Source organism: Ralstonia flatus, assembly GCF_958439105.1.
Lineage (GTDB): Bacteria > Pseudomonadota > Gammaproteobacteria > Burkholderiales > Burkholderiaceae > Ralstonia > Ralstonia flatus.
This window is the reverse complement of the sequence record NZ_CAUDLI010000003.1, coordinates 374,628-390,921: the sequence shown is the minus strand read 5'-3', so window position 1 is coordinate 390,921 and position 16,294 is coordinate 374,628. Positions and strand designations below refer to the sequence as shown.

Genomic DNA, 16,294 nt, shown 5'->3' with positions numbered 1-16,294 from the left:
AACACCTATCAGATATGCGAAAATTATAGCCTTCAGTCATTTTCTCAAGGCCCTTGAGTGAGCACCCCAGTGAGTAACCCTGTTTCCCCGTCCGCCGCATCCCCCTCGACCCCGAACCGTGTTGCTGCCAAGAGCGACAACAACCTGGTCTGGCTCGACATGGAGATGACCGGCCTGAGCCCTGAGAACGACCGCATCATCGAAGTGGCCGTGGTGGTGACGGATTCGGAGCTGAACATCCTGGCTGAGGGCCCCGTGCTGGTGATCCATCAATCCGACGAGCTGCTCGACGGCATGGACGCGTGGAACAAGGGCACGCATGGCCGTTCAGGCCTGATCGACAAGGTCAAGGCATCGACCACGACCGAAGCGGAAGCGGAAGCGGAACTCCTGGCGTTCCTCAAGAAGTGGGTGCCGAAGAGCAAGTCGCCGATGTGCGGTAACTCCATCTGCCAGGACCGCCGCTTCATGGCGCGCTACATGCCCAAGCTGGAGGAGTACTTCCATTACCGCAATCTGGACGTCTCCACGCTGAAGGAACTCTGCAAGCGCTGGCAGCCGGCCATTGCCAAGGGCTTTACGAAACACCAACGGCACACGGCGTTCGCAGACATCATCGAGTCGATCGAAGAGCTGCGCTATTACCGCGAGCACTTCATCCGCGATGTGCCGCAAACGCCGGACGCTGAGGCGCTGGCGTCTTCTGTCGCCCCGTAATCAGACCTGCAGCGGTTTTGCGCGCACAGCGTGTTTGGGCCGCCAGGCCTTGACCACGCTGTCGCGAGTCTCGATGTACGGGCCGCCGATCAGGTCGATGCAGTACGGCACGGCCGCAAAGATGCCCGGCACCGTGGCGCGGCCCTCCACATCCTTCAAGCCTTCCAGCGTTTCCCTGATGGCGCGCGGCTGGCCGGGAAGGTTGATGATCAGCGCAGCGCGTGAGGGCGTCTCGCGGATCACCGCCACCTGACGCGACAAAATCGCCGTCGGAACGAAATGCAGGCTGATCTGGCGCATCTGCTCGCCAAAGCCCGGCATTTCCTTGGTGGCGACGGCCAGCGTGGCCTCAGGCGTCACATCGCGGCGCGTCGGGCCGGTGCCGCCCGTGGTGAGCACCAGATCGCAGCCCGCATGGTCGACGAGGTCGATCAATGTTTCAGCAATCGTGGCCTGGTCGTCCGGAATCAGGCGTTCTACCCCTTGCCACGGCGAAGACAGCGCGGCGCCAAACCAGTCGCGCAGCGCCGGAATCCCTTCATCCTGATACGTACCGGCCGAGGCGCGGTCCGAAATCGACACAAAACCGACGATCAGCTCGTCGGCGTGGCGGCGGGTGATCGGCGCGGAGGGGGCAGGGGCTGTCATGCTTCGTCGTCTTCGGCTTCGGGTTGATCGGCGTCGTCTTCGTCGCGGTCGTTGCCGGACAGGGCCTGCTTGACCATCTGGAACAGTTCACGCGACGACTTGGGCGGCTTGGCCAGCTGCGCTTCCTTGCGCGCATTGCGCACGAGCGTACGCAAGGCCTGCACGTCGGCATCCGGGTGCGCTGCAATGAACTCGGTGATGGCGTCGTCGCTGGCGATCAGGCGATCGCGCCAACGTTCGATGGCATGCAGGCGTGCGGTCTCGGCCTTGGAGGCGCCGACGAAGGTGGCGAGGACGCGGCGGATGGCCTCGACTTCCTCGTCGGTCAGCGCGCGCATCAGCTTGCCGATGTACTGCATCTGGCGGCGCTTGCCTTCATGCGCGGTGGTGCGTTTGGCCTCGCGCAGGGCGTCGACCAGCTTTTCGGGCAGCGGCACCTTGGCGAGTTTGTCCTTGGGCAGCGCTTCCAGCGCCGCGCCCAGGTCTTGCAAGGCGTTGACCTCGCGCTTGCGCTGCGATTTGCTCTTGGGCGTATCCGGATCGTCCTCGTCACCGATGTCGGTGCGCACGACGGGTTGCAGATACGTGGGGTTATGTCGGGATGCTCGGCTCATGGCGCGCATTGTATCTTGCTATGATGGGCGTTTCCGCCAGTTCTTGCCCGCTTTTGGCAAAATCGCGGCACCCGTTTCTCCCCTCCATTGCCTATGTCTCAAACGCTCGATTCCAAGACCGCCCCAGTGTTTGCCTACCGCCGCGAACAACTCGAAGAGATGGCCACCGATGTGCTGCGCATTGCACGCGAACTCGGCGCCTCCGATGCCGCGACGGAAATCTCCGAAGGCCAGGGCCTGTCGGTCACGGTACGCAAGGGCGAGGTCGAGACCATCGAGCAGAACCGCGACAAGGTCGTTGGCGTGACGGTCATGCTGGGCAAGAAGCGCGGCAACGCCAGCACGTCGGATTTCTCGCCGGCGGCATTGCGATCCACCGTCGAGGCCGCCTACAACATCGCGCGTTTCACCGCCGACGATGACTGCGCCGGCTTGGCAGAAGAAGAACTGCTGGAGAAGCACCCGCAAGACCTCCAGCTGTATCACCCGTGGATGATCGATGCCGAAGCCGCCGTGGAGATCGCACGCGCCGCGGAAGCCGCTGCCTTTGCCGTGAGCCCGAAAATCCGCAACAGCGATGGCTCGAGCATTTCGGCGCAGCATTCGCACTTCGTGCTGGCCACGTCGCGCGGTTTCATGGGCGGCTACCCATATTCGCGTCACTTCATTTCGGCCGCGCCGATCGCCGGTTCGGGCGCGCATATGCAGCGCGACGACTGGTACTCGTCGAAGCGCTCGCCGGACGATCTGGCTGCGCCGGAAGCGATTGGCAAGTACGCCGCGGAACGCGCGCTGGCACGTCTGGGCGCACGTCGACTGACCACGCGCAAGTGCCCGGTGTTGTTCGAGGCGCCGCTCGCGGCAGGTTTGCTCGGTGCGTTCGTGCAGGCGGTGTCGGGTGGCGCGTTGTACCGCAAGTCGACGTTCCTGCTCGATACGCTGGGCAAGGAAGTCTTCGCACCGCATGTGCAGATCAAGGAAGACCCGCATGTCCTCAACGGGATGGGCAGCGCGCCCTTCGACGAGGAAGGCGTACGTACGCAGCGCCGCGATGTGGTGAAGAACGGCGTGGTGGAAGGCTACTTCCTGTCGACGTATTCCGCGCGCAAGCTCGGCATGCAGACCACCGGCAACGCGGGCGGCTCGCACAACCTGACGCTGTTCTCTGACAAGACGACGCCCCAGGATGACTTTGCCGGCATGCTGCGCCGTATGGGTACCGGCCTGCTGGTGACTGAACTGATGGGCCAGGGCGTGAACTATGTGACGGGCGACTATTCGCGCGGTGCGTCGGGCTATTGGGTGGAGAACGGCGTGATCCAGTACCCGGTGGAGGAGATCACGATTGCCGGCAACCTGGGCGAGATGTTCCGCCAGATCGTCGCCATCGGCGCGGATGCGCTGGTGCGCGGTACGAAGGAAACGGGCTCGATCCTCATTGAACAGATGACGATTGCCGGCGAATAAATCGCCCCAGCCGAAATGAAAAACGCGCTCGAAACTGAGCGCGTTTTTTATTGCCTGCTGCGGTTACTGCTCGTCCGATGGTGGGCGTTCATAGGTAACGAACGCGTAGTCGAAATCGTTGGGCGCTGCCGCGTGGTGCGTCTCGCGGGAGACTTCGCGCCAGACCTTGGGGTCCGGCGGGGGAAAGTGCGCATCGCCTTCGAAATCGGCGTCGATCTCGGTCACGATCAGGCGATCCGCGCTCGGCAGGGCATCCGCATACAGTTGCGCGCCGCCGATCAGGAAAATCTGCTCGGCGCCCACACACAGGCGCTGCGCGTCTTCCATCGAATACGCGATTTCGCAGCCGGGCAGTTCAAGCTTGGCATTGCGCGTGACGACAATGTTGCGACGGCCCGGCAGCGGACGGCCGATCGAGTCGTACGTCTTGCGGCCCATCACGATGGGCGCGCCCATGGTCGTGCGCTTGAAGTGCGCGAGATCTTCGGGCAGGCGCCAGGGCAGGGTGTTGTTGCGGCCAATCACGCCATTGCGGGCGCGGGCGACGATGAGCGTCAGGATGGTCATAGGGTTACACGGCCACCGGCGCTTTGATCGCGGGGTGGCTCTGGTAGCCGACGATCTCGAAGTCTTCGTACTGATAATCGAAGATGCTCTCGGGCTTGCGCTTGATGATCAGTTTCGGCAGCGGCAGCGGTTCGCGCGCGAGTTGCGTCTCCACCTGTTCGAAGTGGTTGTTGTAGAGGTGGCAGTCGCCGCCGGTCCAGACGAAATCGCCCACATCGAGGCCGGTCTGCTGCGCAACCATATGCACCAGCAGCGCGTAGCTCGCAATGTTGAACGGCACGCCGAGGAAGATGTCGGCGCTGCGCTGGTAGAGCTGGCACGACAGCTTGCCGTCGGCCACATAGAACTGGAAGAACGCGTGGCAGGGCGGCAGCTTCATGCGCGGGATGTCCGCCACGTTCCAGGCAGAGACGATCAGCCGGCGCGAATCGGGGTTGCGCTTAATTTGGGCGATCAGCTCGGCGATCTGGTCGATGTGTTCGCCGTTGGGCGTCGGCCACGAGCGCCATTGCGAGCCGTAGACGGGGCCCAGTTCGCCGTCGGCATCAGCCCATTCGTCCCAGATCGTTACGCCGTTGTCTTGCAGCCAGCGCACGTTGGTCGAGCCTTGGAGGAACCACAGCAGCTCATAGACGATGGACTTGATGTGGACCTTCTTGGTGGTGACCAGCGGAAAGCCGTCCTGAAGGTTGAAGCGCATCTGGTGGCCGAATACGGAGCGCGTGCCGGTGCCGGTGCGGTCGGCTTTGTCGGTGCCATGTTCGTAGACATGGCGCATCAGGTCGAGATAGGGCTTCATGCGAGCGCGGGCGAAGAGGCGGGGCGTCTGAAATCGGGTGAGCCGCATTGTAACGTGACCGGCGCGGCGTCGACTGTACCGGCAGTGTCCGGAAACTGGCCCGGTCGAATCGGCAGCACGGCTGGGCTGACAAAGCGCGGAATTGTCGATGTTGCCAGACACGCGGGGCGGCCAAGATGGCGCCATCGCTTCAACTGTCAGCCGGAGAAACCATGTCGCTCACTGCTACCGCTGCGTCGCTGGACCGGGCCGCCGAATTGCGCCATCTGCGCGCAGCGGCTGGCGTGGTTCATGCGGTGATTTCGCCGACCCCGCAATATTGCTGGCCATTGCTCTCGCAAGCCATGGGCGCAGCGGTGTGGGTGAAGCATGAGAACCACACCGAAGTGGGTGCGTTCAAGCTTCGGGGCGGGCTGACCTATCTGCATGCCCTGCGCCAACGCGAGCCCCAGGTGCGCGGTGTGATCGCCGCGACGCGTGGCAATCATGGCCAGTCGATTGCATGGGCGGCGCGTCGCAACGGCATTGCGGTCACCATCGTTGTGCCGCATGGCAATAGCGTGGAGAAGAACGCGGCCATGCGCGCGCTCGGCGCAGAACTGATCGGAGCGGGCGACGACTTCCAGGCCAGCCGCGAGGCGGCCGATCAACTCGCCGCTGAACGCGGTTTGCACTTTGTCCCTTCGTATCACGACGATCTGGTCGTCGGGGTGGCGAGCTACTGGCTCGAGTTTCTGGAGGCCACACCGTTGGATGTGGTCTACGTGCCGATCGGCATGGGTTCCGGGATTTGCGCGGCGGTACGGGCGCGCGATGCGCTGGGCCTGTCCACGCGCATTGTCGGCGTCGTGTCGGCACATGCACGATGCTACGAGCAGTCGTTCAAAAGCGGTACGGCGGTGTCGGCGCCAGTGTCGACGCTGCTGGCCGACGGGCTGGCGTGCCGCACCCCGGATGCGAACGCGCTTGAGGTCATCCGCGCCGGTGTCGACGAGATCATTGCGGTGACGGACGACGAAGTGGCGGAGGCGATTCGCCTGTATTTCTCAACCACCCACAACGTGGCCGAGGGCGCTGCCGCCGCGGCCCTGGCGGGGGCATGGCAGCAGCGCGGGCAGATTGCCGGCCAGCGCGTCGGCCTGCCGCTGACCGGCGGAAACATCGACCGCGCCAAGCTGGCGCGCGTGCTTGCCGGTCAGCCGATCCTGCCTTAGGCGGGTTGCTGGCGGCGACGTTGCACCAGCCATCCGCCGCCCAGCACGATCAGAAACACCACCACATACACGGCCCACTTGAGCGGCGGCTGCTCAGCAAAGAACGCCTTGAGAACCGGTTCGGCCACGATCATGTGCGCGGCGGTATAAGCCAGCACTGCCGCGCCGCCATAGATGATGATCGGGAAGCGCTCGATCAGGCGCAGTACCACGCCGCTGCCCCACACCACGACCGGCACGCTGATCAGCAGGCCCAGCACCACCAGCAGGAAGCTGCCGTGCGACGCACCGGCAATGGCGAGTACGTTGTCGATGCCCATCACCGCATCGGCGATGATGATGGTCTTCATGGCGCCCATCAGCGTGGTGCTGCCCGCGCCGTGTTCATCGCCGCCCTGGCCGTCGTCTGCCAGAAGCTTCCACGCAATCCACACCAGCGCCAGACCGCCGACGAGCATCAGGCCTGGAATCTTCAGCAGCCACACCACTGCCAGCGTCATCAAGGCGCGCACAACGATGGCGCCCGCGGCGCCCCACATGATGGCTTTCTTCTGCAGCTCGGGGGGCAGGTTGCGCGCAGCCAGCGCGATGAGGATGGCGTTATCGCCCGCAAGCACAAGGTCGATCACGATGATCGATGCCAGCGCGGCAGCAAACTGCATGGTGAAAATGTCAGACAACCATTCCATGGTGGCTCCAGGTCAAACAACAATAAAAATCGGTTGACCGAACTGCATGGAGTGCTGGGGCGAGACGCTTTGCAGACCATGAATCCGGTTGCAAAGGTCTTGCTCGACACGCGCAGGTTGGGAACCTGCTGGTGCCGGCACGACCGGAAGCGTGCGCTTCGTCATGACGATCGTGCCTGGGGCTGAAGAACCCCCGAGCTACTCCCCTTTGAGGAAGTCCGCATTATATCGCAGCAGGCTGATTGTGCGCTGCAAAAACGCAACATGGCCTGCGGGCGCGGTATGCGCGGTTTTTTCAGCGGTGCGGGTGATTTTTACGAACGGCGAGATGGTGCGTTGTGGGCGCCTCCGGCGAAAGAACGGTGGCGCTGTCACAAAGCGGCGTCTACGCTGCAATTTCATCCGCGCGCCACGGGCCTGCGGTGATGGCCTAGGCGCGATGGCACATTTCTCGCTGTCGATGGCCTTCATGACCATGCAGCACCGCGCCGTTCCACCCACACCGGGAGACACCATGCAGGCCACCAAGCCGTCCGCCGATGCCTATGCCCGCCGCGCGCTGGCCCGTTTGATCCAGCCGCAGCCCACGGTCGACGCCGTTGGCGCGGGCTTGACCTTCTACCAGCTCTTTACGGAAGACGACGCTGCCCTGCGTGCCGAGGCGGAGGCGGGCCTGCTCGCATCTGCGGCCAGCATCAGCCCGAAGTTCTTTTACGACGCCCTCGGTTCGCGCCTGTTTGAGGCGATTACCGACCTGCCCGAGTACTACCCGACGCGCACCGAAGCCGCCATCTTCAGTCTGCATGCGGCCGAGATCGCGCTGCGTGTGGGGCGCGGCGCCACGTTGATCGACCTGGGCGCCGGCAACTGCGAAAAGGCCGCGCGCCTGTTCCGCACGCTGGCACCGTCGCGGTACGTGGCGATCGATATTTCGGCGGATTTCCTCCGCGATACGCTGCGTGCGCTTGCGCGTCAGCATCCGCAGTTGCCGATGGTCGGCATTGGCGCCGATCTGTGTGCGCCGCTGGTGCTGCCCGATGCCGTCGGCGACGGGCGCCGCGTGTGGTTTTACCCCGGTTCGAGCCTGGGCAACTTCACGCCGGAGGAGGCGGGGGCATTTCTGTCGCGCCTGCACGAAGCTTCGGCACCTGGCGACAGCGTGCTGATCGGCATCGACCTCATCAAAGACGCGCAACGGCTCGAAGCCGCTTACGACGATCCGCTCGGTGTGACGGCGGCCTTCAACCTGAACGTGTTGCGCAACCTGAATCGCCTCCTGGGTGCGAATTTCGACGTGCGGGATTGGCGCCATGTCGCGCTGTACCGCGCAGAGGCGCACCGCGTTGAGATGCATCTGGAAGCGCGTCGCGATGTCACGGTGCGGTGGGGCAAGCACGCGCGCGCCTTCGCCGCGGGGGAGCGCATGCACACCGAGAACTCGGTCAAATACGACCTCCCAAGCCTGCAAGCGATGTTTGCCGACGCCGGCTTCGAAGACCTGCATGCCTGGACTGATGTCAGCGGCGACTTTGCCGTCTGCCACGCGAGCGTAGGCCGCTAGGCCGGGCGGCAGAACACCAGGCGGCCCGGTGCGATAATGGATCGATTCCCGCCCGAGGTGTGCCGCGATGGCTGAATTCTTCATGCTCCCCGATCCGACCTTCATCGGATCGCTTCCCGACTGGACCGACGGCCGGCGCTTGCCGCGCCAGGGCATCGCGCACAGCCTGGTCGACGCGCGCAATCGGACGCTGGCCTTGTTGTCCGCGTTTGGCGACACGCAGCGCGGCTGGCAGATCGAACGCGTGGAGCATCATGCCCCGCCCCTGTGGACGCTGGGCCAGCTCGCCTGGTTTGCCGAATTCTGGTGCCTGCGCGAGCCGCGTCGCAACGGCAGCGACACCATCGAAGACGGCGCCGGAACGGAGTGGGACCTAGCGCGTTGGCAAGCCACGCTGCCGGCCGCGCTCGACGGTGCCGATACGTTCTTCGACATGGACCGCATGCCGCCGGAGGCCTGCTGGGAGCTGACGCTGCCGGGCATCTCGGCGATCAAGCAGTACGCGCATGACGTGCTCGACCGGGTGCTACGCAAGCTCGCTACGCTCGGCACCGACGACGATGCGGCGCTGGAGCCGTTTCGCTGGGCGGTTTTTCACGAAGACCTGCGCGCCGAGCATCTGCACGGCCTGCTGCAGGTGTTAGGCCTGCAACCCGTGGGTCAACCGCCGCTGGCCGCCGTGGCCGTGCCGGCTGCGCAGACATTGTCGTTGCCAGGTGGCCGCTTCCAGATGGGGTGGCCCGACGCCGACGGGTTCTTCTTCGACAACGAATGTCCGCCGTATCGCACCTATGTGCCCGCGTTCGAAATCGATGCCCAGCCCGTCACGAATGGCCAATTCCTCGAGTTCATCGAGGACCGTGGTTACGACCATCCGCAGTGGTGGTCGCCCGCCGGCATGGAGTGGCTGATGATGCAAGAGCGTTCGGCGCCCCAAGGCTGGCAGCGGGATCCCGCCACGCGCACCTGGCAGGCACTGCGCTACGGTCAGGCGCGCACGATCAACCGAGATGAAGCCGTGCGCCATGTGAGCCTGTATGAAGCGCAGGCATGGTGCCGCTGGGCGGGCCGTCGCTTACCGACGGAAGACGAATGGGAGATGGCGGCGGTGCAGGGGCGCGCCGGTTTCCATTGGGGGCAGGTCTGGGAGTGGACGTCGTCGCCGTTCGAGCCGTATCCGGATTTCGTGCCGGGCATGCCGCGCGGCCGTGTGGCGAGCCTGTCGGCGCCGCACTTCCAAACGATGCAGACGGTGCGCGGTGCCGCCGCCCATACCCCGCAGCGCGCGCGTCATCCGCGTTTCCGGGGCTTTCTGCTGCCGCAGCGCGATGACGTCTTCGTTGGCTTCCGAACCTGCGCGCTTTGACGGAAGCTTGTTGGACAGGATAGGCAAGTCGAACGCAATTCATCAAAGTTGCCGCCCAAACAAAAAACCCCACGCTGTTAGACGTGGGGTTTTTTGTTGGCTGCAGCTCAGACCATCCCGAAGAGACGGCCCTTCATCGATCAACGATCGAAGTCGCGCGAACGGCCCTTGCTGCCGTAGCTGTCACGGTTGCCGTCGCGATTGCCGTAGCTGCGACGCTGCGCGCCGTTGCCACCGTCGCCGAAGCGGCTGCCGCCGTTGTTGTCGCCGAAGCGACGCGGGGCGCCTTCGCGGTTGCCGTAGCTTTCGCGGTTGCCGTCACGATTGCCATAACCGCCAGCGTTGCCGCCGGTGGTGTTGCCGTAGCCCCGGCTGCCGTCTTGCGTACGGGCGGGGCGCTGTTGCCAATCGCCACGGTTTTGCTGGCCTTGGCCGTACGACTGACGCGGAGCGCGGTCGTCGCGGTTCCATTCACGTTGGCCACCTTGGTAGCCGCCGCCGTTACCGTTGCGATCGTCGCGGCGCGGAGCAAAGCCGTCGCGGTCGCCGCCGAAGCTGCGCTGGAAGCGGCCTTCGCTGTTGCCGCCATTGCCACCCTGGCGTGCGCCGTAGCCTTCGCGCTGGCCGCGATAACCGCCGCCATTGCCACCGTTTCCACGGTAGCCGCCACGGTCGCCGCCGGCACGCGGGCCGCCGGTACGCGGCTTGGGCGAGCGCTTCGGCTCCAGGCCTTCCACCACGGAGGCGTCGATGCGGCGATCAACGAAGCGCTCGATGCGGCGCCATTGGAACGTGTCGTTGTGGTTCACCAGGTTGATGGCGATACCGCTGCGACCGGCACGGCCCGTACGGCCGATGCGGTGCACGTAGTCTTCAGCTTGCTTGGGCAGGTCGAAGTTGACCACGTGCGTGATGTCCGGCACGTCGATGCCGCGGGCGGCCACGTCGGTGGCCACCAACACGCGCAACTGGCCGCGGCGCAGTGCCGTCAGCGTGCGGTTACGCGCGCCCTGGTGCATGTCGCCATGCAAGGCGCCGGCGGAGAAACCGTGCTCGGTCAGGCGCTCGGCCAGCGAGTCGGCATCACGCTTGGTCGCCGTGAAGACGATGGCTTGCTTGAGCGATGCATCGCGCAGCAGGTGATCCAGCAGCTGCTGCTTGTGCGACATGTCGTCGGTGAAGTGCAGACGCTCTTCGATGTGGCTCTGGTCGACCTTGGCTGCGGCGATTTCGATACGCTGCGGCTCGCGCATCATGCGTTCGGCCAGTTGCTCGATGCGACGGTCCATCGTTGCCGAGAACATCAGCATCTGACGTGTGGCCGGCGTGGCCCCGACGATGGCTTCGATGTCATCCGAGAAGCCCATGTCCAGCATGCGGTCGGCTTCGTCAAAGACGAGCATGTCGAGCGCCGACAGGTCAATGCGGCCCGAGTCGATGTGGTCGAGCAGGCGGCCCGGCGTAGCGATGATGATGTCCGGCATGCGTGCCAGCATGTCGAGCTGCTTCGGGTAAGGCATGCCGCCCAGGATGCTCGCGCAGACGATGCGGCGCAGATGGCGGCCGTATTGTGCGGTGGCGGTGGTCACCTGGAGGGCCAGTTCACGCGTGGGCGTGAGCACCAGCAGCGACGGCTTGGCCGGCGCTGGGCGGGGGCGGCGACCCTTCATGCGTTGCGGCGGGCCGTCCATGCGCGGACGCTGCGGCTCAGGCTGCTCGCTGATGCGCTGGATGGCCGGCAGGATGAACGCAGCGGTCTTGCCCGAACCGGTCTGGCTCGTGACCAGCAGGTCGCGGCCCGACAGGCAGGCCGGAATGGCTTGGGCCTGCACCGGCGTCGGTGTGGTGTAGTTCACTTCACCCAGCGCGCGGACGATGCGGTCGTCCAGGCCCAGTGCAGCAAAGGCGCTGGCACGGGTCGCGGCTTCGGCGATCAGGTTTTCGGTATTGGTGTTGATGGTTTCAGCGTGCGCAATAGCGCCGCTGCCGTCTTGAGGCTGCGTCATGTCGAATAGGTAGTAAGGCTGCCGCGCCGCTACATCAACGGATGCAGACGACGGAAATGGGATACGGCGACCGGTTAATCACGGGCGTCGGCGCCAATCGGATAAGGCCGGTTCGACAGACGGGCTGCAGAACGGACAAGGCGGGGGAGTGGGCCGGCCTCAAGCTGAACTGGTCAGCGAGGTGGGGCGGCGGTCCCTTCGGCGTGATGTGAATCCACGCGGGAGATCGGAGACGATGCCAAGCACAATGGCAATCGGCTGCGCATGCATGCAACGGGCGGGGATTCGGACGATGCGCGCTGGTCGGAACCAGCACATCGGCCAACCGCGGACCGAAAAATACGGCAGTAAGCAGCCAAGCCACGGACTATAGCACGAATTTTTGCAGTGCGCAAAAATTCCGCTGGCGCCGCGCGTGTCAGCGCCGCCGCTTGCCGGATCGAACGTGCGGCCTATACTCCAGGGACCGGCCACGCTCGGCCGGAAAGGGGCGGATGATGGAATTCCCGATGGCCTTCTCCAACCTATATCTGTTGCTCGCCGTTTGCGTTGCGGGCGTGATTGGACTGGCGTCTGCGCCACTGGTGATTCGAGGCGCGCGAGTAGGGATTCGCGTGCTGCTGACGATCATCGGGGTGTTGATCGGCCTGCTCGTGCTCGAAGCGCTGCCGGTGCTGACCTAGATGGCCCGGGGCCATCCGCAGCCATAGGCCCGCCCGCGTGTGGCGGGCCTCGTCGTTTTGTGCGGCTCAGAAATCAAAAGCCAGGCGTGCTGCCTGGCTTTGTCGTATCTGCTGGTCCCGCCGACAGGAATCGAACCTGTATCTCACGCTTAGGAGGCGCGTGCACTATCCATTGTGCTACGGCGAGTGACCGACCCCCGGGTGACGCGAAGGGCCGCCCGAGCGAGCCGCGATTCTACGCAATTTGCGGGACCAAGACCAGAGAACCACGGGGCGGGGCGTCACACGGGCAGCTAATACCGACGCCACATGAAACGATGATGACGCCATGGTTTTTGTAGGTTGCCGCCCACAGTTCAAGCGCTCTTGTGATGATGCAAACGCTAAAGCGAACGAACGATCGGTCAAAGAATCAGATTTAAGTATTACGAACTTTCCACGGTTCTTCACGGAAGTTATGCTTCATCACCCCTTTTCAGAAACCCCTAGGCGACCAACATGCTGACATCCGAAGAACGGGACGATCCGTGGACGGTGGAGCCGTCGCTGGAAAGCCTGCTCCCCAAGCATCGGCCCGGGACGATCGATCGGCCGATCTATTTCCGTCACACCGATACGCCCGACGGCCACGTCATCAAGCAGTTTCCTGATGGCTCACGCCAGCTCGTGCGCTTTGTCGGCCTGGAAGAACAGGTCGTCAAACACTTCCTTTAAAGCCCATTGCTGTTTGTGTCGCCCACAAACAAAAACGCCGCCATGCATGACGGCGGCGTTGATGCTGCGCGCTGATCCGTTTAATCGGCGACCTTGTCGCTCGGATATTTGAACGAGTCGCGCAGCAGAAAGCTCATCGGGATATCGAGCTTGGCACTGTGCGGCGGAATCGGCTGCTGGAACCACTTCTTGTAGAGCTTCTCGGCGTCATAGTCGAGGATGATGTTCGTCATCGCGCGATCCACCAGGCGCTTGAACTCGGCGTCGTCCTTGCTGAGCATGATCGCGTAGGGCTCGACCGTCAGCATGTCGCCGACGACGGCGTAGTCGCTCGGGTTCTTGGTATTGGCGCGGAAGCCGTAGAGCAGCACGTCGTCCATTGCGAAGGCGTCTGCCTTGCCGGTTTCGACCATCGCGAACGATTCGGCGTGGTCCTTGGCTTCCAGGAAGGTCATGTTCAAGACGCGGACATCGTTCATCTTGCGCAGTTCTGCCACGCTCGTGGTGCCCTTCGTGGTGACGACGGTCTTGCCGCGCAAATCGTCCCACTTGCGGATACCCGACGAGGTCTTGACCAGCATGCGAATGCCCGCGATGTAGTGCGGGATCGTGAAGGCCACTTTCTCCCGGCGTTCGCGGTTGTTCGTGGTCGAGCCGCATTCGAGGTCCGCCTTGCCTTCGATGATGGCCGGCATCCGAGTTGAAGGCGTGACCATCACATATTGGACTTTCAGGTCCGGCCGCTTGAGATCGGCGCGCAGCTTGTCGACCACACGCAGGCACAGGTCCATGGCGTAGCCCACGGGCTTTTTGTCAGCGTCGTAGAACGAGAAGGGCACGGAGCTTTCGCGATAGGCGACGCGGACGGCGCCGGTATCGCGGATGCGGTCAAGCACGGGCGTGGACGAGGCCAGGACCGTACCCGGTACGAAACTGGACAGCGAAGCGAAGAGCAGCGCTGCAGCCGGCAGCGTGCGCGTGAAGAACGGCATGGTTGTATCCCCCGGAAAGAATCGGTGGCCCACGTTATCGTTATGCCCGGCTCGTGACCGGAGGGCCTGCCGCATGATACGGCGCGGCGCTGCAACCTGCTGGCCCGCGCCTTTCTGGTGTTGTAAGCAGGCTGCAAGACTGGATTCCGGCTTCTAAAAGACGGTCGGGAGCGACTGCCTTGCAGTGGTGCGTCGCGCACACCCGCCGTGCGTAACGCACCGCTCACATGGTGCAGCCGGTGCAGTGAACTCGCCTGCGGTGTATGCTTGACGCAGCATGCGTTGCTGCGGTGCGAAGCCGCACTGGGCTTGGCGTTACGCGTTTTTCCCTACCGGGTTTGTCCTGACTGCCCGAGACTGACGAGGGGCGCTATGCTGCGGCCATGTCTTGTTCGCAAGGCATCGAGGAGAGACTCTTCCGGCCCGCCGAAAGCGGGCCGTTTTCTTTGGCGCTTGCGTGTTTCTACGGGAATCAGTTCTGATTCGGCAGCACGTTGCCCGGCTGAGGCGCCTGCCGCGGCCAGTTCGAGAACGCGAAAATCCACAGCGCCACCAGGTTCACCACCGGCACCAGCACAAGCAGGGCCCACCACGGTGAGAATCCGGTCCGCAGCAAGATCTGCCGTACCGGAATACCTGCCACGATCAAGATGATCAACACTCCGAAGAGTCCGCGCATCGTCATTCCCCCTTTCGTAACGGTATGGATGGCGCGGCCGGAAAAAGCGAGTCCGGCGGCACAAGCGTTATAGCACCGGCATCTGCAAGCGCAATGCCGCCGATGGGCGACGCGCGGGGCGACTACAATACGCGCCTTCCGGCCCGTACGCGGCCCGCACCTTTTTCACTCCAGCATGGCCCTGTTTTCCATTACCGATGCGCAACTGGCGTTCGGCCACGTGGCGCTGCTCGACCACACCGATTTCTCGCTGGAGGCCGGCGAGCGCGTTGGCCTGATCGGCCGCAACGGCACCGGCAAGTCGTCGCTGCTCAAGATCGTGGCGGGGACGACCTCCCCGGATGATGGCCTGATCGCCCGCCAGAGCGGCGTGACCTCAGCCTATGTGCCGCAAGAGCCTGAATTCGACCCCGAACAGACCGTGGCCGAAGCCGTGGCGATGGGTGTGCCGCACGCCGCCGGCCTTCTGGCTGAATACGAGGCGCTGATCACGTCGATGGGCGATTCCCACGATGAAGACGCGCTACACAGGCTGCAGGCGCTGCAATCCCAGTTGGAAGCGGCAGACGCGTGGCAGTTGCGCACGCGCGTCGAAACGACGATCGCCCAGTTGGGCCTGCAGCCCGGCGCGCGCATCGGTTCGCTTTCGGGTGGCCTGACCAAGCGTGTGGCGCTCGCCCAGGCGCTGGTGGGCGCGCCCGACATCCTGCTGCTGGACGAGCCGACCAACCACCTCGACTACGACTCCATCCGCTGGCTGGAAGACCTGCTGTTGGCTTTCCGCGGCAGCGTGTTGTTCATCACGCACGACCGGGCGTTTCTTGACCGCGTGGCCACGCGCATCATCGAACTCGATCGCGGCAAACTGCGCTCATACCCCGGCAACTTCACGGCGTATCAGACGCGCAAGGCGCAGGAGCTGGAAGCCGAAGCGCTGGAAAATGCCCGCTTCGACAAGCTGCTCGCGCAGGAAGAAGTGTGGATCCGCAAGGGTGTGGAAGCGCGCCGCACACGCAGCGTCGGCCGTGTGGCGCGGCTGGAACAGATGCGTGTGGAGCGTCAGGCGCGCCGCGACGTGCAGGGCAACGTGAAGCTGGAGGTTTCGCAGGGCGACCGCTCCGGCAAGATCGTCGCCGAGCTGATCGACGTGACCAAGCGCTATGGCGACAAGACCGTCGTCGACAACTTCACCGCGACCATCATGCGCGGCGACAAGGTGGGCATTCTCGGCGCCAACGGCGTCGGCAAGACCACGCTGCTGAAGTTGATCCTGGGCGAACTGGCGCCCGATTCGGGCACGGTGCGCAACGGCACCAACCTGCAGGTCGCGTACTTCGACCAGATGCGCGCGCAACTGGACCTGAACCGCTCGCTTGCCGACACCATCAGCCCCGGCAGTGACTGGATCGAAGTCAATGGCCAGCGCAAGCACGTGATGAGCTATCTGGGCGATTTCCTCTTCCCGCCCGAGCGCGCGCGCTCGCCGGTGGCCTCGCTGTCGGGCGGCGAGCGCAACCGGCTGCTGCTGGCTCGCCTGTTTGCCCGCCCGGCCAACGTGCTGGTGCTCGACGAGCCGAC

General features: G+C 64.2%; 16 protein-coding genes, 1 tRNA gene and 2 pseudogenes. 9 read left to right on the top strand and 10 right to left on the bottom strand.

Annotated elements, in window-relative coordinates:
- Positions 1 to 69 precede the first annotated feature (69 nt).
- A complete protein-coding gene (gene orn / locus R2676_RS08845) occupies positions 70 to 717 on the top strand; it encodes an oligoribonuclease (RefSeq protein ID WP_410482486.1) in 648 nt (215 codons plus the stop codon).
- Here orn and mog read toward each other — a convergent pair whose 3' ends face one another.
- Together mog and yjgA are read right to left on the bottom strand one after the other, a co-directional pair.
- Positions 718 to 1,365: a molybdopterin adenylyltransferase gene (mog, locus tag R2676_RS08840; protein ID WP_206275578.1), complete on the bottom strand. Its 648-nt coding sequence runs from the start codon at positions 1,363 to 1,365 to the stop codon at positions 718 to 720.
- Entirely contained in the window at positions 1,362 to 1,979 is a 618-nt protein-coding gene (yjgA, locus tag R2676_RS08835; RefSeq protein WP_308217190.1) for a ribosome biogenesis factor YjgA, read from the bottom strand. Before yjgA ends, mog begins: the two co-directional genes overlap by 4 nt.
- A gap of 93 nt (positions 1,980 to 2,072) precedes the next feature.
- Between yjgA and pmbA the strand changes: the two genes are divergently transcribed.
- Positions 2,073 to 3,446: a metalloprotease PmbA gene (pmbA, locus tag R2676_RS08830; RefSeq protein ID WP_206275577.1), complete on the top strand. Its 1,374-nt coding sequence runs from the start codon at positions 2,073 to 2,075 to the stop codon at positions 3,444 to 3,446.
- Positions 3,447 to 3,509: 63 nt separating this feature from the next.
- Here pmbA and R2676_RS08825 read toward each other — a convergent pair whose 3' ends face one another.
- Complete coding sequence (locus tag R2676_RS08825) at positions 3,510 to 4,013, bottom strand: dihydrofolate reductase (protein ID WP_206275576.1); 504 nt, start codon at positions 4,011 to 4,013, stop codon at positions 3,510 to 3,512.
- Positions 4,014 to 4,017: 4 nt separating this feature from the next.
- Positions 4,018 to 4,812: a thymidylate synthase gene (locus tag R2676_RS08820; RefSeq protein ID WP_206275575.1), complete on the bottom strand. Its 795-nt coding sequence runs from the start codon at positions 4,810 to 4,812 to the stop codon at positions 4,018 to 4,020.
- 212 nt (positions 4,813 to 5,024) lie between these two features.
- On the opposite strand from R2676_RS08820, the gene R2676_RS08815 reads away from it, so the two are divergent.
- A complete protein-coding gene (locus R2676_RS08815) occupies positions 5,025 to 6,026 on the top strand; it encodes a threonine dehydratase (protein WP_206275574.1) in 1,002 nt (333 codons plus the stop codon).
- On the opposite strand, the gene R2676_RS08810 is transcribed toward R2676_RS08815, so the two are convergent.
- Complete coding sequence (locus R2676_RS08810; RefSeq protein WP_206275573.1) at positions 6,023 to 6,715, bottom strand: TerC family protein; 693 nt, start codon at positions 6,713 to 6,715, stop codon at positions 6,023 to 6,025. The genes R2676_RS08815 and R2676_RS08810 overlap by 4 nt on opposite strands.
- Before the next feature lie 198 nt (positions 6,716 to 6,913).
- Positions 6,914 to 7,186, bottom strand: coding sequence for a hypothetical protein (locus tag R2676_RS08805; protein ID WP_316857044.1), 273 nt, complete (start codon positions 7,184 to 7,186; stop codon positions 6,914 to 6,916).
- Between the two features lie 43 nt (positions 7,187 to 7,229).
- Here R2676_RS08805 and egtD point away from each other — a divergent pair, with 43 nt between their 5' ends.
- Together egtD and R2676_RS08795 are read left to right on the top strand one after the other, a co-directional pair.
- Positions 7,230 to 8,276, top strand: a complete 1,047-nt coding sequence (gene egtD / locus R2676_RS08800) for an L-histidine N(alpha)-methyltransferase (RefSeq protein WP_206275767.1) — start codon at positions 7,230 to 7,232, stop codon at positions 8,274 to 8,276.
- Between the two features lie 67 nt (positions 8,277 to 8,343).
- Positions 8,344 to 9,642: an SUMF1/EgtB/PvdO family nonheme iron enzyme gene (locus R2676_RS08795; protein WP_206275570.1), complete on the top strand. Its 1,299-nt coding sequence runs from the start codon at positions 8,344 to 8,346 to the stop codon at positions 9,640 to 9,642.
- Between the two features lie 140 nt (positions 9,643 to 9,782).
- Here the strand turns inward: R2676_RS08795 and R2676_RS08790 are convergent, their stop codons facing one another.
- Positions 9,783 to 11,648: a DEAD/DEAH box helicase gene (locus tag R2676_RS08790; protein ID WP_206275569.1), complete on the bottom strand. Its 1,866-nt coding sequence runs from the start codon at positions 11,646 to 11,648 to the stop codon at positions 9,783 to 9,785.
- Positions 11,649 to 12,142: 494 nt separating this feature from the next.
- Between R2676_RS08790 and R2676_RS08785 the strand changes: the two genes are divergently transcribed.
- The gene (locus R2676_RS08785) at positions 12,143 to 12,331 is read left to right on the top strand and encodes a hypothetical protein (RefSeq protein ID WP_012435166.1); all 189 of its coding nucleotides are present in this window, start codon (positions 12,143 to 12,145) and stop codon (positions 12,329 to 12,331) included.
- Positions 12,332 to 12,443: 112 nt separating this feature from the next.
- Here the strand turns inward: R2676_RS08785 and R2676_RS08780 are convergent.
- A tRNA-Arg gene (locus tag R2676_RS08780) sits at positions 12,444 to 12,518 on the bottom strand.
- 311 nt (positions 12,519 to 12,829) lie between these two features.
- On the opposite strand from R2676_RS08780, the gene R2676_RS08775 reads away from it, so the two are divergent.
- Complete coding sequence (locus R2676_RS08775; RefSeq protein ID WP_024976225.1) at positions 12,830 to 13,045, top strand: hypothetical protein; 216 nt, start codon at positions 12,830 to 12,832, stop codon at positions 13,043 to 13,045.
- An 80-nt stretch (positions 13,046 to 13,125) separates the two neighbouring features.
- Here the strand turns inward: R2676_RS08775 and R2676_RS08770 are convergent, their stop codons facing one another.
- Positions 13,126 to 14,037 (bottom strand): amino acid ABC transporter substrate-binding protein, encoded by a 912-nt coding sequence (locus tag R2676_RS08770; protein ID WP_206275568.1) that lies wholly within the window; start codon positions 14,035 to 14,037, stop codon positions 13,126 to 13,128.
- Positions 14,038 to 14,509: 472 nt separating this feature from the next.
- Positions 14,510 to 14,716 (bottom strand): hypothetical protein, encoded by a 207-nt coding sequence (locus tag R2676_RS08765; protein ID WP_206275766.1) that lies wholly within the window; start codon positions 14,714 to 14,716, stop codon positions 14,510 to 14,512.
- Positions 14,717 to 14,891: 175 nt separating this feature from the next.
- Between R2676_RS08765 and R2676_RS26175 the strand changes: the two are divergent.
- Both R2676_RS26175 and R2676_RS26170 read left to right on the top strand, forming a co-directional pair.
- Positions 14,892 to 15,725: pseudogene (locus R2676_RS26175) on the top strand (ABC-F family ATP-binding cassette domain-containing protein); the annotation flags it as partial.
- 201 nt (positions 15,726 to 15,926) lie between these two features.
- Positions 15,927 to 16,238 (top strand): annotated as a pseudogene (locus R2676_RS26170) (ATP-binding cassette domain-containing protein); the annotation flags it as partial.
- Between the last annotated feature and the right edge of the window lie 56 nt (positions 16,239 to 16,294).